General features: G+C 60.7%; 17 protein-coding genes and 2 tRNA genes. 15 read left to right on the top strand and 4 right to left on the bottom strand.

The window, feature by feature from the left end; all coding sequences use genetic code 11:
* Positions 1–83: 83 nt before the first annotated feature.
* The 3 genes from K315_RS0100630 to K315_RS0100645 form a co-directional block, all read right to left on the bottom strand.
* Positions 84–1,646: an amino acid permease gene (locus K315_RS0100630; protein WP_029575741.1), complete on the bottom strand. Its 1,563-nt coding sequence runs from the start codon at positions 1,644–1,646 to the stop codon at positions 84–86.
* A 711-nt stretch (positions 1,647–2,357) separates the two neighbouring features.
* Positions 2,358–2,660, bottom strand: a complete 303-nt coding sequence (locus K315_RS10095; protein WP_029575742.1) for a hypothetical protein — start codon at positions 2,658–2,660, stop codon at positions 2,358–2,360.
* A gap of 235 nt (positions 2,661–2,895) precedes the next feature.
* A tRNA-Met gene (locus K315_RS0100645) sits at positions 2,896–2,972 on the bottom strand.
* Positions 2,973–3,817: 845 nt separating this feature from the next.
* On the opposite strand from K315_RS0100645, the gene K315_RS0100650 reads away from it, so the two are divergent.
* The 10 genes from K315_RS0100650 to nucS all read left to right on the top strand — a co-directional run bounded on the left by K315_RS0100650 (position 3,818) and on the right by nucS (position 13,290).
* Positions 3,818–4,930 carry a homoserine O-succinyltransferase gene (locus tag K315_RS0100650; RefSeq protein ID WP_029575743.1) on the top strand — a complete coding sequence of 371 codons (1,113 nt, stop codon included), beginning with the start codon at positions 3,818–3,820 and terminating at the stop codon, positions 4,928–4,930.
* A gap of 291 nt (positions 4,931–5,221) precedes the next feature.
* Positions 5,222–6,034: a F0F1 ATP synthase subunit A gene (atpB, locus tag K315_RS0100655; protein WP_029575744.1), complete on the top strand. Its 813-nt coding sequence runs from the start codon at positions 5,222–5,224 to the stop codon at positions 6,032–6,034.
* 221 nt (positions 6,035–6,255) lie between these two features.
* Positions 6,256–6,486, top strand: a complete 231-nt coding sequence (gene atpE, locus K315_RS0100660) for an ATP synthase F0 subunit C (RefSeq protein ID WP_015451080.1) — start codon at positions 6,256–6,258, stop codon at positions 6,484–6,486.
* Between the two features lie 64 nt (positions 6,487–6,550).
* Positions 6,551–7,078, top strand: coding sequence for a F0F1 ATP synthase subunit B (locus K315_RS0100665; RefSeq protein ID WP_029575745.1), 528 nt, complete (start codon positions 6,551–6,553; stop codon positions 7,076–7,078).
* 19 nt (positions 7,079–7,097) lie between these two features.
* Complete coding sequence (locus K315_RS0100670; RefSeq protein ID WP_029575746.1) at positions 7,098–7,925, top strand: F0F1 ATP synthase subunit delta; 828 nt, start codon at positions 7,098–7,100, stop codon at positions 7,923–7,925.
* Positions 7,926–8,003: 78 nt separating this feature from the next.
* A complete protein-coding gene (gene atpA, locus K315_RS0100675; protein WP_029575747.1) occupies positions 8,004–9,632 on the top strand; it encodes a F0F1 ATP synthase subunit alpha in 1,629 nt (542 codons plus the stop codon).
* A 3-nt stretch (positions 9,633–9,635) separates the two neighbouring features.
* Positions 9,636–10,556, top strand: coding sequence for a F0F1 ATP synthase subunit gamma (locus K315_RS0100680; protein WP_029575748.1), 921 nt, complete (start codon positions 9,636–9,638; stop codon positions 10,554–10,556).
* An 8-nt stretch (positions 10,557–10,564) separates the two neighbouring features.
* Entirely contained in the window at positions 10,565–12,049 is a 1,485-nt protein-coding gene (atpD, locus tag K315_RS0100685) for a F0F1 ATP synthase subunit beta (protein WP_029575749.1), read from the top strand.
* On the top strand, positions 12,049–12,360 hold the full coding sequence (locus K315_RS0100690; RefSeq protein ID WP_029575750.1) for a F0F1 ATP synthase subunit epsilon: 312 nt from the start codon (positions 12,049–12,051) through the stop codon (positions 12,358–12,360). Before atpD ends, K315_RS0100690 begins: the two co-directional genes overlap by 1 nt.
* Positions 12,361–12,585: 225 nt before the next feature.
* The gene (gene nucS / locus K315_RS0100695; RefSeq protein WP_029575751.1) at positions 12,586–13,290 is read left to right on the top strand and encodes an endonuclease NucS; all 705 of its coding nucleotides are present in this window, start codon (positions 12,586–12,588) and stop codon (positions 13,288–13,290) included.
* Positions 13,291–13,432: 142 nt separating this feature from the next.
* Here the strand turns inward: nucS and K315_RS0100700 are convergent, their stop codons facing one another.
* Entirely contained in the window at positions 13,433–14,431 is a 999-nt protein-coding gene (locus K315_RS0100700; RefSeq protein WP_029575752.1) for an FKBP-type peptidyl-prolyl cis-trans isomerase, read from the bottom strand.
* Positions 14,432–14,572: 141 nt separating this feature from the next.
* On the opposite strand from K315_RS0100700, the gene K315_RS09825 reads away from it, so the two are divergent.
* The 5 genes from K315_RS09825 (at position 14,573) to K315_RS0100725 (ending at position 24,098) form a co-directional block, all read left to right on the top strand.
* Positions 14,573–16,279 carry a hypothetical protein gene (locus K315_RS09825; RefSeq protein ID WP_029575753.1) on the top strand — a complete coding sequence of 569 codons (1,707 nt, stop codon included), beginning with the start codon at positions 14,573–14,575 and terminating at the stop codon, positions 16,277–16,279.
* A 1-nt stretch (position 16,280) separates the two neighbouring features.
* The gene (locus K315_RS0100710; RefSeq protein WP_029575754.1) at positions 16,281–17,282 is read left to right on the top strand and encodes a DUF8094 domain-containing protein; all 1,002 of its coding nucleotides are present in this window, start codon (positions 16,281–16,283) and stop codon (positions 17,280–17,282) included.
* A gap of 249 nt (positions 17,283–17,531) precedes the next feature.
* Complete coding sequence (locus K315_RS0100715) at positions 17,532–18,491, top strand: tetratricopeptide repeat protein (protein ID WP_029575755.1); 960 nt, start codon at positions 17,532–17,534, stop codon at positions 18,489–18,491.
* 195 nt (positions 18,492–18,686) lie between these two features.
* Positions 18,687–18,759, top strand: a tRNA-Arg gene (locus K315_RS0100720).
* Between the two features lie 1,178 nt (positions 18,760–19,937).
* Positions 19,938–24,098: an LPXTG cell wall anchor domain-containing protein gene (locus K315_RS0100725; RefSeq protein WP_162142805.1), complete on the top strand. Its 4,161-nt coding sequence runs from the start codon at positions 19,938–19,940 to the stop codon at positions 24,096–24,098.
* The last annotated feature ends 69 nt before the right edge of the window (positions 24,099–24,167 follow it).

Raw genomic sequence — 24,167 nt, forward strand, 5'->3', positions numbered from 1 at the left:
TCTCCTTGTACTTGTTGCTTGGCCGTTGCCGATTCCAGTATCGCGAGTGCTGTGAATATCGTGAATATCGCGGATTCGCTGTGTCAGGCGGCGGCGAAATCGTCGCTGAGCTCCTCGATGGAATCCTCATCCTCGTCATTGTCGAGAATCTCGTCCATCAGGCTGCCGTCAATCCGCCCGCGCACCGCGTACCAGCCGATAATCATCGCAACCACGACGACGGCGAACAGCGCAAGTGTCCACCTGCCGGACGCGCTCGTGAGATTCGAGATGACCACGATGGCGAAGAACGCCAGTGCCAGATAATCCGTGAACGGTGCTCCCGGCATCCGGTAGGCGGGGCGTTGCTCCTTGCCCGCCTTGACGCGTTTGAGGAACGCGAGATGAGTGACGAGGATTGACGACCACGTGCCGGCGATGCCGATGCCGGCGAGATTCATAATGATATCGAAGGCGTTGGCGGGCAGCACTGCGTTGAGGACCACGCCAATCAGGCCGAGTGCCGACGTGATGATGATGCCGCCGTACGGGATATGGTTCTTGTTCATGCGGGCTGCGAATTTCGGGCCGGAACCCGCGATTGCCAGCGAACGCAGCGTGCGGCCGGTCGCGTACAGACCGGCGTTGAGGGACGACAGCGCGGCGGTCAACACCACGACTTGGATCACGTCGCCGGCGTGGGGAATGCCGATGCCGGAGAAGAAAGTGACGAACGGTGATTCGTTCGACGAATACGCGGTATACGGCAGCACGAGGGCCATGAGAATGACCGAGCCTACGTAGAAGCCGAAAATGCGCACAATCATCGAATTGATGGCCTTCGGAAGCACCTGCTGGGCTTCTTTCGCTTCGCCTGCCGCGACGCCCACCATCTCGGTGCCGCCGAACGCGAAGACCACGCCGAGTGTCAGCGCGAACACCGGGGCGATGCCTTCGGGGAAGAATCCGCCGTGGTCGGTGATGTTGTGTATGCCGGCGTGGTATTGCCCGACCTGAGCTCCGGTGATGATCGCCCAAATCGCGATAGCCATGAACGCGAGGATTGTGAACACCTTGATGGCAGCGAACCAGAATTCGGCCTCGCCGAAGGCCTTGACGCTCAGCATGTTCAGCGCGAACACCGCGGCGAGCGCGCACAGGGCAAGCACCCATTGCGGCACGGCCTTGAACGCCTGCCAGTAGTGGAAGTAGAGCGCGACCGCGGTGATATCGGCCATGACGGTAGTGGACCAGTCGAGGAAGAACAACCAGCCGGTGATATATGCGCCTTTCTCACCGAGGAATTCGCGTGCGTAGGACACGAACGCACCGGAGGACGGGCGGCGAATCGCCAGTTCGCCGAGCGCGCGGACCATGAGGAACGCGAAGATGCCGCACACCGCATATGCGATGGTCAGGCCGGCGCCGCCTTGAGCGAGACGTCCGCCCGCGCCGAGGAACAGGCCGGTGCCAATCGAGCCGCCGATGGCGATCATCTGGATGTGGCGCGGTTTGAGGTCTTTCGCGTAACCGGCGTCGCTTTTGTCGACCGCTTGGGTGACCGGGGCTGCCGATGCCGATTGGTTCGCGGAGGATGCGGATTCGGTCGCGGATGCGGGTGGCCTGCTGCCGGACGCGCTCTGCTCTTGGTGTTGTTGTGATGCCATCTGGGTCGGATTCCTGGTTTCTGGTGTGATTGCTGGTTTGCCGCAGGCTTGGGCGTTTGCGGTTTTCGCGCCGGTATGGGCGGAAAGTGTGTGAAGGGATGCCTCAGGGCCGATGCCGCGGTACTCCTTCGCGCATGGCGTGGACGGGTGCCTTGAAATGTGTCCGGCCCCCGATTACGTCAAACGTTTGACGTCAATGATAACGCAGGCTGTGACGCTGGCGTCGTGGCGTCTTGAATCGGCCAGTTCAATCGTCGGCGCTCGCGCAGCGGGTTGGCACCGCCGCATCGGCAGCCCTATGGGCGGGCGCGTCGGGTCGTCGGTAGGTCCAAGTCCAGTGCCCCGACTCGTTTACGGATACGACCGTCACCCGCGCAGTCCGCTCGTCCAGAACAGAACACCCCGGCACACCTACGAGTGCAGCCATCATCCGCGCAGTCCACTTCGGCTTGAGCGGAATGCGCCGGACACGCCTGTGGGCGCAATCGGCAATCCGACTGGCGTGGCGATTCAGCCATGAACGCTCCGTCGCGTTGACGGATGCAACCGGCAATCCAACTGCGTGGCGATTCCGCCATGAACGCCCCGTCACGCCTTCTGGTGCAACGTCTGCCGGGATTGGCGGCGATGTCTTCGGCTTATTCCGCTTTCGATGCAGTGGCAATGCCCTTGGATTCGAAAGGCCTTCGAAGCAATCGATAGTCGCGATGATTATTCGACGACTCGTGAATCGGCACTGCTGCTCTGAAGGTTTCTGCCGTTGATCTCCTCGGATTCGTCGTCCTTATCATCCTCGTCGTCTTCTTCGTCTTGAGCACGCGTCGCCCGCATCGCGGCGATGATCCACACGCTCAGCGCGATGCCGATCAGACCGGCGATGACTTCCGTGATGCTTGGGATGTTCGCGCCCGAAGTCAAGGAAACGATGCCTTGCGCGAGCGATACGATCGACAGCGACCCGAGTGCGAGCACAATCAGCGGTGCCATGGGCTGCAACGGTTGCGAGATGCGCATTGATATCCCCTCTTCGTATTGCTTCTCTTTGCTGTGTTGTCTCTTTGTCTGTTTGTCGGTTTGCCTGAGATGTCTTCCCATGACGAGCCGGTAACATCCGTACTCGGCGGTTTGCGTTGCCGGGGTGTCGGTCTGGCGTCGCGGACGAGCGCTGACTGAATGCATCGGACGGTGAGAATGGCCGGGTACACAAAAACCGTGACCGACGAATGTCGAATCACGGTTTTCATTGATGTGGTAGCGGGGCATGGATTTGAACCATGGACCTCTGGGTTATGAGCCCAGCGAGCTACCGAGCTGCTCCACCCCGCGTCGGCTGCTTCAAGCAGCAGTCATCTACTTTATAGGACGACAGGGAATTGTCAAATCGGCGTGCCGTTCAGCCCACAGCGGATTGCGGGGAAGCTGCTTGGCGGCGACGGTCGGGTATTTTGCATGGTTGCGCGCTGGGTGGTTACCGGTTGCCTGGTCGTGTGTTCGCGCGTGGGAGGTGTTGGTTGGCGTATGTCGCGGCATGCTTGCTCAGCCGTACGCGTGTGGAAGCATTGTTTTACCAAAGTCATTGCGCAAGAATCGTTTGTCGCGGCATGCGTGACGTTCTAGTTGCTGGGGGCTTGGGATTTTCACGGTCGTGTTCTGCCGATTGTGTATGCGCGGGCATGCGTGGCCGGTTGGATGTTGGTGGTCTTGCGTTACTGCCGGCCGCGTTCGGCGGGTTGTGTATGTCGTGGCGTGCACAATTCGCCAGATGCCGGCGGGCTTGGGCTTTTGCGGTGATATTCCGCAGGTTGTGTGTGTCGTAGGATACGTGCCACGCGACTCATATGACTCGACGTGGGCGGGTCGGCCATCCGCCACCGTGCAATGGTGCCAGTGTGAGGAGTGGCGCTGGCATTGTGTGAGGATTCGCTCACATGGCGGCGGGATGGGCGGCTGGAATCGGTTGGTTGTACGGCGTTGGGGGTCGTTGTGTGAAGATGGGCTCGCACTCTGACCTGGGTACATGATCTGCCGCTGTGCAGTCAGCGGTCGTGCCTCGCCAGTCTCGTCCGCCAGTAACCGCACCTCGCCCTGCCGCACCCCGCCCCAAACCCCGCCATCCGGTCACATTTCAGCCGACGTCAAACACATATCAGCCCAGCGGCGATAATGGAATCATGCCTATCAAGATTCCAAGCGGCCTGCCCGCACGTGCCATCCTCGACTCCGAGCGCATTTTCGCGCTGGAGAAACCTGAAGCTGAGCGCCAGCGTGTGCGCCCGCTGCGCCTGGTGATCTTGAATCTCATGCCGAAGAAAATCGAGACCGAAACCCAGCTGCTACGGCTGATTTCGAAGTCCCCGCTGCAGGTCGAGGTCGATCTCATGAAGACCTCGACCCACGAGTCCAAGCACGTCAGCGCCGACCATCTGGTCAAGTTCTACGAGAACCTTGATGCGTTCCGCGACAACTATTACGACGGCTTCGTCGTCACGGGCGCGCCGGTGGAGCACCTGGAATTCGACCAGGTCGATTACTGGGACGAGTTCAAGGAGATTCTTGACTGGGCTGGCTCGCATGTGTTCTCGACGATGTATCTGTGCTGGGGGGCGATGGGCGCCCTGCATTACCGGTACGGTGTGCGCAAGCATCTGTTGCCGCAGAAGCTGTTCGGCGTCTATCCGCAGTATTTGCAGGACGAGTATTGCTTCTTGACCAACGGTTTCGATGAAATCGCGCTGCAACCGCATTCCCGGCTCGCCGGTGTGGACGAGGGCGATATCGCGGCGAATCCCGACCTCCAGGTGCTCACGTGGGGTCCGGAGTCCGGCCCCGGACTGATTGCGACGCGTGACTTCTCCGAGGTGTTCGCGCTCGGCCACTGGGAGTACGGCAAGATGACACTCGCCGAGGAATACGAGCGTGATATGGCCAAGGGGCTGACCAACGTGCCGTTCCCGGAGAACTATTTCCCGCACGACGACCCCAAGCTTGAGCCCTTGTTCAGCTGGCGCGCCCACGCGAACTTGTTGTGGCGCAACTGGCTGAACTGGGTCTACCAGACCACGCCGTACGACCTGCGTGAAGTCCCGCAGTTGCGCGCGGAGAAGCGTTTGGGTACGGACCGTTCGATCCGTCATGCGCCGGGTGCGCCGCGAGGTGACGGGTACGCCCCGCTGATCAAGGACGGTTATGGCCTGATTAGGGACGATTATGCTCAGGACGAACGCGTGCGTTCTGCGACATCGCCCGCTCCCGCCGGCCCGGTGGCCGACGGCGCCGATGCCTGACTGCTGACCTGTGCGCGCTGTCCGGATATCGGACAGCAACATCCTGCGTAGCGTTCGGCAATTCGGGTCGTTTTATCTAAAACGGTTCGAGATTGTGAAAGAATTGTTACCAAGCCGCAGGAAAACGTCGTACAATCTCCACGTAGCCGTTCGGAGTAGAAGGCAGGTGCCGGCCCCGTCGGCGCCCGACCTACTCGCCACGCCATGTGAGTTTGCGCCGAAATCTTCCGGTCACATTCGCTCAGGGCGTTGGGCTAAACTGACAGCTGTTACGAGAAGTAGGAGGCGTAGATGGTGTCACAAGTCAGCGCGCAGCTCGTGCTCGCGGCCAAGACGGGTCCTGAACTGCCCTCGATCGACGATTTTCTTCCCGATTCGATTCTGTTCCAGGGCACGCCGTTCGCCATTAATCGCATCATTCTTATTCGAATCGTTGCCACTATCGTGCTGCTGCTGGTGATGTGCATCACGGCGAAACGTGCCAAGCTCGTTCCGGGTCGTTGGCAGGGGCTGATCGAGACGCTGCTCGAATTCGTCCGCGACAATATCGTCTATCAGGTGATGGGCGAGGAGCGCGGACGCCGATATGTGCCGATGATTACCACACTGTTCTTCACGATTTTCGCGTTCAACCTGTGCGGCGTCATCCCCGGCATGAATATGGCGGCCACCGCAACGGTGACGATGCCACTCGTGTTCGCACTGTGGACTTTCGTGCAGTATTGGATTGCCGCTTGCAGAGAGAAGGGATTCTTCAAGTACCTGCGCGGCGAGCTTATGCCTCCCGGGGTTCCGCTGCCGATTGATATCATCCTCGGCCCGATTAACCTGCTCGAGGTGCTGATCATTCGCCCGTTCTCGCTGACCGTCCGACTCTTCGCCAACATGATCGCAGGCCATCTTCTGGTCGCGACCTGCCTGGCGTTCACCCAGCTCTATCTCATTGAGTCGCCGAATTGGGGCATCAAGCCCGTCGGCGCACTGTGGCTGCTGGGCGGTTTCGCGTTCGTATGCTTCGAGATGTTCGTCGCGGCGCTTCAGGCGTATGTGTTCGCGATCCTCTCGACGGTGTACATCAACCAGAGCTATCCGGAGGTCGAGTAATTCGACCGTGCCCGGCGCGCCATACGCGCTGTGCAAAGGATCGCAGCGGTGTCAGGCGCTGTCGCCCATAGCGGCCGTGTCCTGCCCGGCATCGTGACAACGATGCGCAATAATTGAATCAAGCGAATGCACCGGTGTCTTGGGGCGCCGTGCAGAACACACTTCGGTCCCGTGCCGCGGGGCCGTGTACCATGTCAGATTTCGGTAAGAAAGGACAACACATGGATATCATCACTCTCGCCGAGGTTGCAGGCAACATCAGCGTTCTGGGCTACGGCGTCGCCGCCATCGGCCCTGGCATCGGCATGGGCATCCTGGTCGGCAAGGCCCTGGAGAGCACCGCTCGCCAGCCTGAGGTCTCCGGCCGCATCCAGACCCTCATGTTCATCGGTCTGGCAATGATCGAGCTGCTCGGCCTGCTCGGCTTCGTCGCCTTCGTCATGGCCAAGTGAGCATCTGCGAACGCAAGCTTCACCAATAGTCAAGTAGAAACCCGAGCAAGAAAGGAGAACACCCATGCCACTGGCAGAGAAAAGCGGTATTTCGCTGTTTTTGCCTGAAACGTATGACATCGTGTGGTCATTGGTCATTCTCGTTGTCATCGCGGTCTGCTTCTACAAGTACGTCATGCCGAAGTTCCAGGCTGTTTTCGACGCCCGTGCGGCCAAGATCGAAGGCCGTATGGCTCAGGCCGAGAAAGCGCAGAAAGACGCTGACGAGGCCAAGAAGAAGTATGAGGACCAGCTCAGCCAGGCTCGTGTCGAGGCATCGAAGATCCGCGACGACGCCCGTGCCGAAGCGTCCCATATCATCGCCGATGCGCGTTCGCGCGCTGAATCCGATGCGGCCCAGATCACTGAGAACGCCCAGCGTTTGATCGAATCCCAGCGGAAGCAGGCTCTGGTGAGCTTGAAGGGTGAGGTCGGCACGTTGGCCACGGCTCTGGCAGGCAAGATTCTCGGATTCGAGCTGAGCTCGAGCGCCACCCAGACGCAGATGCTCGACAAGATGATCGACGAGATGGATGCAGACAGCAACAAGTAAGCGAAGGAAGTGAGATTACATGCGAGGAGAGGCATCACGCATCGCAGACCGCGTCTCGCGTGACTCGCTGGCGCCGAAACTCAAGGCGACCGGTGAGGATGCCTGGCGCGTAGGCAACGAGCTGTTCGCCGTCACCGATCTGCTCGACCACAATGTCCAGGTCGAACGGGCGCTGACCGACCCCGCACGTCCCGCTGCCGACAAGACCACCATGGTGCACACGCTGCTTGAAGGCAAAGCGCATCCGATGACCGTTGAGATCCTTGACGATCTGGTGCAGCGCCGCTGGAGCAAGCCGCATGATATCGCGAACGCGGTCGAGGATTTCGGCGTGGACGCGATGATGTACTACGCGGATGCGACCGGAACCACCATGAAGGTGTCCGTCGAGCTGGCCGAGCTCCATTCGGCCTTGCTCAACATGCCGGTGGTCCGCACCCGCCTGTACGACGAGCATTCCTCGGCTGAGGCGCGCGTCGCGTTGCTGCACAACGTGTTGTCCGGCAATGAGATCAGCAAAGTCACCATGCGCCTTGCCGAGCACGCCACAGCTAATCCGCGCCACCGTCGTTACCTTGCCACCATCCAGTGGCTGATCAACAAGCTGTCACGGCATATGGGCGAATCGATGGTCACCGTGACCACCGCAGCTCCGCTGTCCGGCGAGCAGATTGATCGGCTGACCAAGATTTACACCAAGCGCACCGGCCATGCCGTGCACATCAACTCGGTTGTAGATCCGACGGTGTTGGGCGGCATGCGCGTGCAAATCGGCCACGAGGTCAACGACAACACGGTGATCGCCCAGCTGAACAAGCTCAAGCGCAGCGTGCAGGTCACCGCCTGAACAGGCGTGTGACACAGACGAGTCAGTACGCGTGCAAACGCGAAAGACTTACATGAACAAGAACAATAAGGAGTGATCATGGCAGAACTTACCATTGATCCCGCCGCGGTACGCAAGGCTCTCGAGGATTTCGTCGAGTCCTACAAGCCGTCTGACAACCCGACTCAGGAGGTCGGCTATGTCGCGACTTGCGGTGACGGCATTGCGCATGTGACGGGACTGCCTGGTTGCATGGCCAATGAGCTGCTGACCTTCGAGGACGGCACGCTTGGTCTGGCGTTCAACCTTGACGCCCGCGAGATCGGTGTGGTCATCCTCGGTGACTTCGCCGGCATCGAGGAGGGCCAGGAAGTCCGCCGAACCGGCGAAGTGCTGTCCGTGCCGGTCGGCGACGGATACCTCGGCCGTGTAGTCAACCCGCTGGGCCAGCCAATCGACGGCCTCGGCGAGATCAAGAGCGAAGGCCGTCGTATTCTCGAGGCGCAGGCCCCCGACGTGATGCATCGTCATCCGGTCGATGAGCCGTTGTCCACCGGCCTCAAGGCCATCGATGCGATGACCCCGATCGGTCGCGGCCAGCGTCAGCTGATCATTGGCGACCGCCAGACCGGCAAGACCGCCATCGCGATCGATACCATCATTAACCAGAAGGACAACTGGAAGTCCGGAGATCCGAAGAAGCAGGTGCGCTGCATCTACGTGGCTGTCGGTCAGAAGGGTTCCACCATCGCCTCCGTGCGTCAGAGCCTCGAAGAGGCCGGCGCAATGGAGTACACGACGATTGTGGCTTCCCCGGCATCGGATTCTGCAGGCTTCAAGTACATCGCTCCGTACACCGGTTCGGCGATCGGCCAGCACTGGATGTATCACGGCAAGCACGTGCTCATCGTGTTCGATGATCTGTCCAAGCAGGCTGAAGCCTACCGAGCGATTTCGCTGCTGCTTCGCCGCCCGCCGGGGCGCGAGGCGTACCCGGGCGATGTGTTCTACCTGCACTCCCGTCTGCTGGAACGTTGCGCCAAGCTGTCCGACGATTTGGGTGGCGGCTCGATGACCGGTCTGCCGATCGTCGAAACCAAGGCGAACGACGTGTCTGCGTATATTCCGACCAACGTGATTTCCATTACGGATGGCCAGATCTTCCTGCAGTCCGACCTGTTCAACGCAGGCCAGCGCCCGGCTGTCGACGTCGGCATTTCGGTGTCCCGCGTCGGTGGTGCGGCCCAGACCAAGGCGTTGAAGAAGGTTTCCGGCACGCTGAAGATCTCGCTCGCGCAGTACAAGTCGCTTGAATCCTTCGCGATGTTCGCCTCCGATCTGGATGCCGCATCCAAGGCGCAGCTGACCCGTGGCGCTCGTCTGACCGAGCTGCTCAAGCAGCCGCAGATGTCCCCGTACTCGATGGAGCAGGAAGTCGTCTCGATTTGGGCCGGCACGCATGGCAAGCTCGACGATCTCGAGCTCGCGGACGTGCTGCCGTTCGAGAAGGGCATGCTGGACTACGTGGCGCATAACACGGATATTCTCACGACGATTCGTGACACCGGCGATTTCACCGCCGACACGGAGAAGGCCCTTGAACAGGCCATCGAAGATTTCCGTGCCACGTATGTGACCAAGGCCGGCAAGCCGCTTATCGAGAAGAAGCCCGTCGCCAAGACCGACACCCCGGTCGAGCAGGAAAAGATCGTCGCAGGGGAGAAGTGACCCATGGGCTCGCAACTCGCATTGAAATCAAGAATCGCCTCAACCCAGTCGTTGGAGAAGATTTTCAACGCCCAGGAGATGATCGCGTCCTCGCACATCGCGAGGGCGCGTGAGGTGGCGCTCAACGCCAAGCCTTACAGCGATGCGATTTTCGATGCCGTGCAAGCGTTGGCGGAGCACACTCATATCGACCATCCGATCGTGAAGTCCGACGAGAAGAACCCACGCGTCGCCGTGCTGGCTCTGACGTCGGACCGCGGTATGGCCGGTGCGTACACCTCGTCGATCATCAAGGAAACGGAATCCCTGCTCGCCCGCCTTATGGACAAGGGCAAGGAACCGAAGCTGTATGTGTACGGCCGTCGCGGCGTCACCTACTACAAGTACCGCAACCGTAAGGTGGCGGCCTCGTGGGAGGGCGACAGCGATAAGCCGGGCGTGGAAGTCGCCGAGTCGATTTCCAAGACCCTGCTGGATGCGTACATGTTGCCTGCGGACAAGGGCGGCGTCTCCGAACTGTATATCGTGTTCACCGAATTCGTGAACATGGTCGTGCAGAAGGTTCGCGTCCTGCGCATGCTACCGGTCGAAGTCGTGCCGGAAGCAAGGCAGGACTCCGGTCCGATTCCCGAGTCCACCGCGGCTCAGGCGACCCCGCTGTACACCTTCGAACCGAGTCTGGAAAAGGTGCTCAACGAGATCATGCCGAAGTACATCCAGTCACGCATCCATGAGTGCCTGCTGACTTCGGCCGCATCGGAGACGGCATCCCGCCAGAACGCCATGCACACGGCAACGGACAACGCACGCAACCTTGTCGACGAGCTGACGCGCAAGCTCAACGCCTCGCGCCAGGCATCGATCACCCAAGAACTTACCGAAATCATCGGCAGCGCCGACGCGCTGAACAAAGAGGAAGAGTAGGAACGCATATGGCTGAGAACCAGACCAAAGCGGCTTCCGAAACCGACGTCGAAGCGACGAACGTCGGACGCGTGACGCGCGTCCAGGGCTCCGTCATCGACGTCGAGTTCCCGGTAGGCCACCTGCCCGACATCTACAACGCCTTGACCGTGAAGCTCAACAGTGTGGGCAACACCGAGGGCGAGACGCTTCACCAGATCACCATGGAGGTCGAACAGCACCTCGGTGATTCCACCGTGCGCGCGGTCGCGCTCAAGCCTACCGACGGCTTGGTGCGTGGCGCCGAAGTGACCGATACCGGCGGCCCGATCGAGGTTCCTGTCGGCGATGTCACCAAGGGGCACGTGTTCGATGTCTCGGGCAACATCCTCAATAAGAAGCCTGACGAGCATATCGAGGTCAAGGAACGCTGGCCCATCCACCGCAATCCGCCGGCATTCGACCAGCTGGAGTCCAAGACCCAGATGTTCGAAACCGGCATCAAGGTCATCGATTTGCTGACCCCGTACGTGCAGGGCGGCAAAATCGGCCTGTTCGGCGGCGCAGGTGTTGGCAAGACGGTCCTGATCCAGGAAATGATTCAGCGCGTGGCACAGAACCACGGCGGTGTGTCCGTGTTCGCCGGCGTCGGCGAGCGTACCCGTGAGGGCAACGATCTGATCGGCGAAATGGCGGAGGCAGGCGTGCTCAGCAAGACTGCGCTGGTCTTCGGCCAGATGGATGAGCCCCCGGGGACTCGTCTGCGTGTCCCGCTGACCGCCCTGACCATGGCTGAGTACTTCCGCGACGTGCAGAACCAGGACGTGTTGCTGTTCATCGACAACATCTTCCGATTCACGCAGGCCGGTTCCGAGGTTTCCACGCTGCTGGGCCGTATGCCTTCCGCAGTGGGTTACCAGCCGAACCTCGCCGACGAGATGGGCGCGCTCCAGGAGCGCATCACCTCGACCCGCGGCCACTCGATCACTTCGCTGCAGGCCATTTACGTGCCTGCGGATGATTACACTGACCCGGCCCCGGCGACGACCTTCGCCCATTTGGACGCAACGACCGAGCTTTCGCGTGATATCGCGGCCAAGGGCATCTACCCGGCTGTCGATCCGCTGGCTTCCACGTCGCGAATCCTCGACCCGCGCTATGTCGGCCAGGCACACTACGAGTGCGCCAACCGCGTCAAGGCGATTCTGCAGCGTAACAAGGAGCTGCAGGACATCATCGCCTTGATCGGTATCGATGAGCTCGGCGAAGAGGACAAGACCATCGTCAACCGTGCCCGCAAGATCGAGCAGTTCCTCGGCCAGAACTTCTACGTGGCCGAGAAGTTCACCGGTCGCCCGGGCTCCTACGTGCCGGCCGACGAGACCATCGAGGCCTTCACCCGCATCTGCGACGGCGTGTATGACGACGTCCCGGAGCAGGCGTTCTCCGGCATCGGTGGTATCGATGACCTCGAGAAGAAGTGGCACGACATGCAGAAGGAATACGGCAACTGATGGCGGGCGCGACCATGCAGGTGAACATCGTCGCGGCGGACCGCCCATTGTGGTCCGGCACGGCGAAGTCCGTCACCATCCCCGCCTCCGAGGGCGGGATGGGCATCCTGCCTAACCACGAGCCGGTGCTGACCGTCATCAAGGACGGCACGATCGCGGTGGTGGACCCTGATGGTGTACGGCATTCCTTCGATGTCACCGACGGATTCATTTCCTTCGATTCGAACAAACTCACCGTTGCGGTTGAGCGCGGACATGACGTGGTCCAGACTTCCGGTTCCGCAGTCGTAGGCGACGGACAGGAAGCCTGATTAGGCCTCGTTTCTTCGGCATCGGGCCGGCCTTGTCACATTGGTGACGGGCCGGCCTTTTGCTTGTTGTGAACTAGGTGTGTGGACTGGGGTTGTTGAGGATGTTGGGGTTGTTGGGGTTGCGTGGATTTGGAGTGCCGAGTGCCGCTGTCGGGGCGCGGAATCGTCACCTGGACTGACAGGGTTTGCGGCTGTGACGGCGGTGGTGCTGTTAGGCTATCGGATGTGAGAATCATTGTTGCGGATTGCAGTGCACAGTATTCGGGACGGCTCAACGCGTCACTCCCGTTGGCCAAGCGCGTGCTGCTGGTGAAAGCGGATAACAGCGTCCTGATATTTTCAGAACTCGGATCGTACAAACCGTTGAATTGGATGGCAGCCCCGTGCACGATTCGGCAGATTGACCCGCCGGACGCCGACGATGACCCTGATACGCCAGTTCCTGAGCGGGTGTTGCGCGTATGCGCCGAGAAAAGCGATGACATGCTGGAAATCACCTTGCAGCATGTCTACGCCGACGATACCTACGATTTGGGTGAGGATCCGGGACTGGTCAAGGATGGCGTCGAGGACCATCTACAGCGGTATCTCGCCGAGCAGATTGAGCGGATCGGCGAAGGCGCCAAACTGGTCAGACGAGAGTATCCGACAGCGATCGGCCCGGTCGATATCATGGCGGTCGACGGCGATGGTACACATGTGGCGATTGAAATCAAACGGCACGGTGAGATTGATGGAGTCGAGCAGCTGACTCGGTATTGCAAGCTGCTCAACCGTGATCCGCTAATCGCGCCCGTCCGCGGTATTTTCGCCGCGCAGACCATCACCCCGCAGGCCAGGACACTCGCCCATGAGCGTGGATTCGAGTGCATGATTCTGGATTATGACGATATGAAGGGCCAGGAAGACGGGACGTTGCGCCTCTTCTAAGCCCCCAATACACAAACTGGTTACGCTAAGCGGGCGCTTAGCGTAACCAGTTTGTGTATAGGAACAGGTGGCGGTTGTGCAAAATGGCGTACCGCCACCTGCCCCGGCGGATTGCCGACAATCGCCGGGAATCCGCCGACAATCAGTAGGCGTAGAGGATATCGACCACGAAGTACAGCGTGGAATTGGCCGGGATGGTCACCTTTCCGGTGGTGCTGTCCGTCTGGTCGGTCGATCCGTAGCCCTGGTCCGGTGGAATGACCAGCAGCACCTGCGACCCGATGGTCTGCCCGGTCAAGCCGGTCTTCCAGCCGGTGATGACCTGGGAGAGCGAGAACTGCGAAGATGTCCCGCGGCTCCACGAGGAGTCGAACTGGTGGAGTTTGCCGTTGCTGTCCGCGTACCAGCCGGAATACTGGGCGTCCACGGTTTGGGTGGCTTTCACCGCGGCGCCGTCGCCCTTAATCAGGGTCTGGACGACCAGCTTGCCGTCGGGCTTGTACCCGTTGAGATTGAGTGACGGCTTGCCGCTGTTGGCGAGCGTGACCTTCGGCAGATTCGATGGAATGTCCGTGACGGCTTTGCCTTCCGCGCGGGTCAGAGCCTTTGTGCGGGAGATGATGGTCAGCACCATCAGATACGACGTGCCGGACGAGTTCTGGTCATTGACGCCGAACGCGATAGTTGTGTTGACTTTCTGCCCTTTGAGAATATCGTAATAGGCGGTGTTCGTGGAGGATTCGTTCACAACGATCGAGCAGTCGGGCGTGTTCTTCTCCCACGTGCTCATGATTTGCGAGCCGTCCTTGGCGTTGAGGGCGATGCCCTGGGCGCACAGGCGGTCGCCTTCCTTGATTGTCTCGCCATTGCCCTGCTGGAGCACGGCGTAGGTGTTGTCCTGGACGGTCATGGGGGTATGGAATTTCACGGTCGGCTTCTTGCCGGGGTCACCGGTCGCCGTGACTCCGGCGATTTTGTTGAGCTTCGTGCTTGAGTCGCTGGAACTTGTGGACGCCGATGAAGACGCTGAAGACGAGGAGTTGCCTGAACCGCATGCCGCGATGCCAAGGCACATGCCGGCGGCGCACAGCGCGGTAACAAGGCTTGCGGCGGCGTGATGAAGTCTGGGGGAAATACGCATGATTACCACACTAGCGGCCGACCATGATATCGCCGGCGTCTTCGCCGCCTGCCACCGCCCGCGGGGGACTGTGCGACGGTAGGGTGGAGGTATCGCGCGGAACCCGGTGAAGTGAGGTGGTGCCTGTAGAATAGTGGCGTTATGACGAAGACACATGAATCACACGAAGAGCATGCCGTATTCGAACGGCCGTCTCATCATGCCAGAATCATGCGTGGCATCGTCGCACCGGTGTTCGGTCTGCTCGCCGTCGCATGTGTGGTGTTCGGCGCGCTGAACGCAACGATTTGGCGCCCATCAAGCGAGATTGCGGCATCGGCAAAAGTTTCCGGCAGATACGCGATGACGGATCCGGGCGTCCTGTCCATGGTTGCGGAACGCTCCACATTGGTTGTCCATACCAATTCGTCGAAAACGCGTGTGTGCATCGCATTGTCCACACGAAAAGATGCCGCCGGGTGGCTGGCAGGGAGCAAATACACGCGTATCACCGGCATGTCGGACTGGCAGACCCTGACCACGTCCGCGCAGAAAGCCTCGGGGAGTTCCGCCGCGCAGGACTCGGCGGTCGAATTCGAATCATCGGATATGTGGCGGTCGGTCAAATGCGGCACAGGCAACGTTTCCCTGACATCGCGCGCGACATCTTCAGACGTCATCGCGCTGATCGACACTGGCTCGAATTCTGCCCGCACCTCGGTGACTGTCCATTGGGTGCGTGTGAAGCTTCCCGATTTCGCGACGCCGTTCTACTTCATCGCGGCCCTGCTCGCGTTGATGACCGTCCTGTCCGCATCCGTATTCGCGATGCCGGACACCAAGCGCCGCAAGGTTCCCGGTGAACCCAAGCCGAAAGACCCCGATGAAATCAGCTTCTCTGAGGCGCTCGCGGGGAGCCTGAACATCATCAAACGCACGTTTACGCCCCGAAAGAGCAACAAGCCCAGAAAGCGCCATGCCCCGGGTGCGTCGGCCCAATCCGCTGCCGAATCCTCGCGCCAAGAGGAGAATCAGGCAGGAGACACCTCGCCGGCTGAGGGGAACGGACTGGCTACTTCCGAACCGGTAGTGGTCGATCCGATGTCGCGCAATCTTGTGGCGGACATGCAACAGCGGATCGGACCGGTGCAGACGGCTTCCGATGGACATGTCGATGATACCGGCGCTTCCGTGAGCGCTGGAGCCGACTCGCATACTGGGCATGCTTTGTCGATGGATGCTTCACTTGGCGTTGGGCAGTCAGCCATTGGCGATTTCACGATTGGTGAGCATGCTGAAGAAGAGTTGCACGCGTCGGGTGGGGAAGAACCCCATCACCGGCACGGTCGTCACAGCGGGGCTGAAGAGACATCCCAAGCCGGGATTGCCGAGGATTCCGCGCCCGTCGCCTTCCAGCCGCATCAGCATTCACGCCACGCCAGGCATGGCGGACAGCAGCAGCCTGTGCAGGAGCAACCACAACAAGCCGCGCATTCGTATGCTTCATTGCATAATGACACCGTCTGGTATCCGGATGGGGACATCGATTTCGGCAGCGCCGGGCAATTTGACCACAACGCATCGCCCTCACAACCGGGGGCGGAGGAATCGCAAGCATCAGCTGCCTCGCAACAGGACGAGGCAGAGAATCATGCCACCGACGCCACTGCTCCGGAAGCGGACGAATCCCACCCGGCAGTACTCCGGCATGCACGCACCCATGCCCCGGTACCGGTGAACGCCGAAGCCACATCGGTCATCGATCCGAAGGAATTGCAGACATATTTCGCACGGTGGGCGTCGCAGCAGGAGGAAACGGATGGGGGTTCCGCTGACGGCGACGATAATGACGAAGAATCCAAGGAGTAGCATGACCTCACGTATCACCAAAGCAGTGACGGCAGTGCTCGCCGCGGCATGCCTGATGACGTTCGCCGGCTGCGAGGGGCAGGTTCCCCACCCGGCGGCCAGCGCCGAGCATACGGACAAGCCGGATGTGACCGAAGCCCAGGAGAAGCAAATCCGCGCGAACATCCTGAAAGTCGTGAACGCGGCGAATGAGGCGAAAAGCGTGGACGGGCTCGACGCTCGCATGTCCGGGCCCGAACTCGCCATCCGTACCAGCGAAATCACCATCGCCCAATCCACGGGGTCGCTGGACGCGAAAACCAATATCCCTTCCAAAATGACACAAGCCGTCATCCCTACGGATTCCGGATGGCCCCGTTCGATTTTCACCATTACCACCACCACGTCAGACCAGCAGTCCCAGCGTCTGCTCGTGATGGTCCAGGACAGTGCGCGCAGCAATTACAAGCTGTGGGGCGTCGCCCGACTTTTCCAGGGGGCGAAGTTGCCGAAGTTCGCCATTCCCTCGATTGGGGCCCAGATGGGCACGGCGAAAGACACCGGTCTGGTGGCAACGCCTGAAAAGGCGGTCGCCGAGTATGCTGATGTGCTCCAGAACGGTTCGGCGAGCAAATACGCTTCGAAGTTCGCCGACGATTACTTCCGTCAGGAGCTCGCCAAGCTGTCCCAGACAGTTCAGGAGGGCATGGAACGCAACGCTGGCACGCAGCAGCAGACCTTCCAGGCGGCTGCCGGCCAGATCAAGGTCATGCGCTCGAGCGACGGCGGCGATCTCGTGGTCGCGCAGATTAATTCGGAATGGACCCGTCAGGCGGGCGAGGGACGCGAATCCCAGCCGGCGTCGGACTCCGAAAAGGCGCTGTTTGGGAACGGCACCGCCACCAGCACGATGAAAGTCACGTATGTGAATGTTGTCGCCATGTATGTGCCGCCGGCCGGGTCTCATCAGAAGATTACCGCGGTGGGCGCGGAGCGTCAGCCGGTCAAGGTGGAGGCGCTGTAACGCCATATTGCCTGCCGATCGGGCTGTTTGGTGGTTGCCGACTGCGGGTTGCGTGGCAGGCGCTCCACGATGCGTGGAAGTCGTGCGTATCCTTGCGGTCAGCGATAGCATGCTTCGGCAGGTACGGGCTTTAGCTTCGCGAAGAAGGCGATGCGTACGACGTGGCGTCACGGTATCTTGAATGGTATCGAAGGATTGCCAGTCGACGCTGCCGGTCGGCGTCGCTAGGCAAAGAATCATGGAGGCGACATGGCAGACCAGAAGTTCAACCCGGGTATTTCGCTCGCCGGGGCGGTTGATCTTGAATCGATGCAGCATCAGGTGACCGCGGAACCGGGGCAGGCAGGCGGGGCTCCATCCGCCGGGGGGTATGTGATCGACGTCACCGAGAACACCTTCGAGGCGATGGTGCAGACGTCGGCGACATTCCCGATTCTCATGCTGCTGTGGACTCCTAGCGACGATCGGCTCTTCCCGATGGCCAAGGCGCTCGGCGACGCCGTCAACAAGCTCAATGGCCAGATTCAGCTCGCGCGTATCGATGTGTCGAAGGCACAGAGCATTGCGCAGGCGTTGCAAGTGCGCGGTGTGCCTGCGCTGTTCGGGCTGATCGGAGGGCGGCCGATGCCTCTGCTGCAGGGTCTGCCCAGCGCTGAGGAACAGCAGCAGCTCGTCGACCAGGTCATACCGAAGATCATCGATGTCGCGCATCAGGCGGGTGTCGCCGGCTCGGCGCCGTATTCCGGTGATCCGGATGCCGATGGCGGTCAGGCGGCTGATGGACAGACCGAGAGTGTGCCGCCGCAGCATGCCGAGGCGCACCGGCTGGCACAGGAAGGTGATTATGCCGGTGCCGCAGCGGCGTACGAGCGGGTGTTGGAATCTGACCCGCAGGATACGGTCGCTGCGCGTGAGCGGTCGAAGGCCCTGCTGCTGGCCCGTTCCGGAGCGGCTGATGTGCGCGCGGTCCGGGCCGCCGCGGCGGAGCATCCTGATGATGTTGACGCCCAGTTGGCGGTCGCTGATATCGACATGATCGGCGGGCAAATTGAGGACGCGTTCGGGCGGCTGCTGGATTATCTGGCTGCCGGTCACCGCGACCAGATTGAGCCGGTACGCAAGCGTCTGCTCGAGTATTTCGCTATCCCCGAGCCGGGCGATGAGCGGCTGAAGCGCGCGCGTCGTCGGCTGGCAACGCTGATGTACTGAGTGTCCGCGTGCTGCGGCGCGGGGTGCTGCGGTGCGGAGGCTGACACGTCGGTGCGCTAACGAGGCGGCGAATTGATGTGTCGTAATGCCTTCGCATGAGGCGCGGATTCATGAGGCGCGTGCGTCTGCGTATGCTGTTTGTACATATCGTTTGCGCATGTCGTCTGCACATGTCGGTATAGTGGAGGGCCGCACGGGTTTGTAGCTCAGTGGATAGAGCGTCTGTCTCCGGAACAGAAGGTCGTGGGTTCGAATCCCATCAAGCCCACAGAACAAGCCGTCGCACCAGTGTTGCGCGGCGGCTTTACTTATTTCTGGGTTCTGGGTTATCGGCCAAAATGTGTGTCCGGTGGCGGGCAAGTCGGGGGTGCCGTGGCATTTGGGGCATCGTAGAGTGTTCATTCCGCCAATCTGGCACATTCGAGCCGCCCGTATGCCTTGCGCTGCACGGGTCCGCGCTGATTTCAGACACATATTTTGGCCAATAACCCTCATTCATGCTCGATATATCGAGCATCGCCTAATCAAGGCAGATAGGAACTCAAGCCGGCGTATAGGAGCCAACGTTCTTGCTTGAGATGCGTTCCGTCTGGTTGTGTATGCGGTGACATGCGCAACAAGACGGAAAGCGCGGGAAATCGGCGGTGTCTCTTGGTATCTGCCGGCTTACGCATGCCGGGTCATGCGCGGTGCCACGATACCGGTCTGTGGAAGCTTCCGGCTGCATACTTCCGGCGTGCGGCGCATGTCTGGGCATACATGCGATCGGCAACGTCCTGGTCACGCGGTGGGCTCAGCTGCGTTCCCGGCAGCCGGCGAAGACATGGGGGCAAGTTCACCATGCCCTACCACGCCCACGCATGGCAGGTCTGTCGATTGGACTTGCGGGAGAATTCGGCGGATGCCGGGACCTGTGTCTGAACTCCCACGCGAGGTGCGGGAATCCAGTGCGATTCGGTTTCTTACGAGATGATCTCCCATAGGAATGGTTGGAATTCCACGATTTTTGATAACCGGCGTTGGAGCCGATATCGGGAGAATTCGCCGGATTCGAAAATCTCTGCGATCCCGCGGAATTGCAGAGATATTGAGATTTGGCGGGGTGCGGCGGGGCGTGCCGGAGCGTGCGATGGGGGGTGAGCACCGGGTTGTGTCTGGCGGGCGGCTGTATTCCGGCGGGTGTCGTGTCCGGCGTGTGGATATGCTAGGCTGGCGATTGAAGGGTTTTGGCGGCAATGGGGATTGCCGTCCGATTCGCGAATCCGAGCGCCTGCCGGCATATGAGGCTTGAGGGGAGCCAAGTGCGGTTGATGCAGTTCGCGGCGGGCCATGACCGTTCATCTGGTATACGGCGGGGAGCGTGCCGGCACCGGAGAATGCAAGCCCATTGGGGGAATAGTGAAAGCGGCGGCGTTCCGGCGTTGTGCTTTCTGTTGTTTTGGGGGAATGATGAACCGATTTCGATTCGTCACGATAACAGCGGTGACGTTGGTCATCGCATTGATGACACTTGCCATCTCGCCTGGCATCGCCATGGCGGGCATAGGCTCGCAGGGCGCGGGAATATCCGGATCAGGAGGTCCGCTGCCTGACAATGACGCGTTGTTCCTATTCGATAACAAACAGTATGGTTCCACGCCGGCGCAGGGGTGGGGTGAAGCGTCAATCGATCATGCGTACCAGTCCTTGGTACGCAGTGGGGTGCTGTCCACGCGGGCAGGCAACAAGCCGAAATTCTACGGGTCATGCCGTGATGCGGTGTCGCATGCCATCGCGGATCGCAGCGATGGCGAAGCGACGCAAGCGCGTGTAGTGGGAGTCGCGCTGTCATTGAAGAACAAGAGCCTGTATGGCACCAATCCACGCGATTTCCGCGCGCGTTTCGATACGAATTGGGGCAGGCTCGCAGCCGACGGTTTGGGCAACGACCTCATCGGCTGGGACGGTGGCTGGATCAACCGGCTGCGATACCAGTTCAACGAGCAGATTGAAACGACCGGTCGCGCGTATCCGGCTGGAGTCCAGGTGGTGTGTGTTGCGGCCAACGAATTGCAGCCGACAACACAGTACCCGCTCTCGGTCACTACGCAGCAGCAGGCTCCGGAGGGCATGAGCGTCGGTGACACTGCGCCGGTTCACGACGCCATCGTCACCAATGCAGGCGGTTCGCCAGTCAACGAACAGCTGGATGCACAGATTTTCCTGAATTATGACGGGCATCCCGCTGGCATCCATGCCGCCCGCGCCATCGGCAAAACCATGCGAGTGCCGAATGCGGGAACCGAGAAGTCACCGCAGTTCGTGCCGACTGATTTCGGATGGGACGGCTGGCAGGAAGGCAATTACTGGTTCGACGTCGTCGTGCCGAAGCAAGGATGGATGGCCGCGGAGGTGAATACTGAAGACCGGCAGGCATCCGAAAGCTTCCGCGTCGGGTCACGAGCCCCGGGTGCTCCAACCAAGAGCATCGACGACGGGGTAAGCGCCGACGGCATGACCAACCGTACGAATATCGTGACGGGAACCGGACGGGGAGGCTATCGCCTTGGTATCGTCGATACAATCACGCCCGGTGACACGTCATATCAGGTAGGTGACTATCAGGTTTCCGATATGACGGACGGAACCGATCGCACCGCCGAATTCACCTTCGACTGGAACAGGGACGCCCACACCGTCAGCGCGCAATGGTCCGCAGAGGCGGGCATGCTGCCGCAGGACCATGCCTTCCGTTTCTCATTCGATGTCACGGTCAGCACACCGGGGCACGGATTGGTCAAAGACACCGCCACCGTGCATTGGAATGATGAGCCGGGGCAGAATACTGAGGATCGGCAGTTCCCCACGTGGAAGCCGCAACCGGATACGGTATGGGCGTTGCGCGGTGATGACGGCGAATGGGATGCGGTCATCGACCCCGACCATGGCAATGCGGTCGGAGCCGCCGGACGCTCGCTGCTGGACGGTGACGCCGTGGCAGCCGCCACCAATGCCGTAATCCCGGCTCATCTGGTTGAATCCCCGCAACGTCTGGAGCTGACAACCGGCTGGTCGCAGGCAGATTACCTGTTCGACGCGGACGGTGAATCAGCGGTCCGCGTGTATCAGGCGGATACGGTACACGAGCGGGCGTCTGGCGTGTTCGATATCGCGCGCACGGGCAAGGACGTGACAGGCGAATTCACCATCAGTATCAAAGACGGCACTGCGAGTGCGGTTGCCTCGCAGTCCTACCTCAAATCAGTCCAAGGGCTGGGCTCTCATCGCCAACTCACCTTATTAGTGCCGGGACGAATCAATCTGGCGCACGGCAAGGGCGCGGTCCAGGTGCGTAAGGATTACCAAGCGAAAGACGGGCAGCCCGTGCAATTGTGCTCGCAGACGCAGGGAGCAGCGTTCAGTGCCGATGGATCGCACACGGTTAACGCACATCGTGTCGAGGCGAATAAACCGCCGTTGTGTGCGTACGTGCCTCCCGCGAACAAGCAAGTGCTCGCCCACGCGGTGCACGGCGGAGATCGCGCATCCATCGATCAGACCAAGACGATGCCGGGGCAGCGCGTCACCTATGCGCTCAGTGCAGACATTACTCCGGAAACGGGGTTCGGATATCGGCTCGAGCATGTCGAAGTCGTGGACGAATATGACCAGTACCTCGAACCGGACGAATACAGCGTCATTGTTCGTGACAAGGCGACCGGCACTGTGTTCGGACGGCAGCATTACACCGTGGATTGGAATCGGGGCAATCACAGGTTCCGCATCGTGTTCAACCGTGCCACCATCGATAGAACCTGGAACAACACTCAGACGGCACCCAGATTGCTGGTCGAGTTCGATGGTGTCGTGTCTGAGCATGCCCCGGCAAATCGGCTTATCGGCAACCAGTGGACGCTTGGGCTCAACAACAGTGTGACCCCGTCGAATCGAGTCGTGATCGAGCCGCCGCGCATCACTCCGGAGAAAACCGTGACCCAGGCTGACGCGAGCATCGTCATTGACGGGCGGACCGCCTTGCTGGGGGACACCATCTACTACCGGGTCATGCTTGACGCGTCCGATCTGCAATCCGGCGCCTATGCTGTCCAGCGTCTGGGCGTCATCGACGATTACGACGAACGCTATCTCACCCTTGACACCGACCGCATCAGCATCACCGACGAACAAGGCAATGATTGCACGAAGGCCTTCAACATCCAAGACGTGGGAGGCTCGCTCTACGCGTTCTTCGCGACCGTGGACACGGTGGACCGTACGACGGGACGGGTCATCGCCGCCCGACAGCCAGATGATCTGAAGGCCTACGCAGCCGCTTCGCTCGACCCGCATGCCGACCCGTTAATCGACCAGCAGGTGCTCGGGCAACGGTACGAGCTCGTGCTGCCGATGACCGTCACCGCGGTTGGCGACGGCGTCACAGTGCGCAACACCGCCACCCAAGTCACCGGAAGCATTCGCACGGATACGCGGACGGTCGTCACGCCATTGCAACCGGTGAATCCGTCGAAAGACGTGGTCATCGCCATGCGTGGGGAGAGCGTCAATGGCGCCGATGTGCCGTTGCACACCACATTCCTGTACCGGCTGGATTCTTCGGACCTACCCGCCAATCGGGCATACGGCATCACTTCGTGGAGCATCGATGACGATTATGATGAGCTGCACGACGTGTATCTCGGCCAGTGGGCGGTCGTCGCGCGGCATGACATGGTCATTGACGGCGAGACGATTCCGGCAGGCGATATCATCGAACGGCATCTGGATGGCGAGCTGTCTGGCGGTTCACCGATCGATGCGGTATCTGGCGGGGACGCTACCGACGGCAAGAGCGAACCGCTATTTGACGTCCGTGAGCAATCCGGTACCATGCGCATCGCATTGACGGGGCGGGGCGCACGCGTGCTAGGCGGCCGGGACCATGCAGCGGGATGGACGATGTTCATCCAGATGCAGCGCGTCCTGCCGGGAGAGCGCATCACCAACGGATTCACGGAAACCGTTAATGGGGTCGAACGGACATCCAACGAGGTGTGGACGCGCACCATCCATGAACGTGGGGCGATCGAGCTGGTGAAATTCGATGAGGCCTCAGGCGAGCAGAATGGTGACCGCGACACCGCCGAGCAGGCGCTTGCGATCACCGGGGAGGAAACGACGCTGGTGTTCCGCATCCGCAATGTGGGAGACATTCCGGTGACCGGATTACAGCTGAACGATACCGTCACGACCGGCAAAGCGTCAGTCGGAACATGGCGATATCCGACGGAATGGGACGAATTGGTACTCGAACCCGGGCAATCCGTCGATGTGACCGGCGTGCTCACGGGCGTGGATGGCGACCATGCGGACCATGCCACAGTCACTGCGTCAACGGTGGTGACCTGCCCGTTGGTGGACGACAACCCCTTTGACGATCAACCGGCGGTCAAGCAGGAGGGCATATGCCGGGGCAATACGGTACGCGCCGAGGATTTCTGGTACGGCAGACGAACCGTGCTGGCCAATACCGGCGCGGGATTTGTTCCTGTGGCGGTCTTGGGTTCGCTCGCGGCGGCGTCCGCAGCGGGAATGTTTGCCTTGACGGTGATTCGCCGCAGACGCCGGTGATGTCGGTGGCGCCGGTGGCACCCGAAACGCCGGGCATTGGTGATTTGCAGTCCGTGCCGGTCCGTCATA

This window comes from Bifidobacterium thermacidophilum subsp. thermacidophilum DSM 15837 (genome assembly GCF_000426425.1).
Classification (GTDB): Bacteria; Actinomycetota; Actinomycetes; order Actinomycetales; family Bifidobacteriaceae; genus Bifidobacterium; species Bifidobacterium thermacidophilum.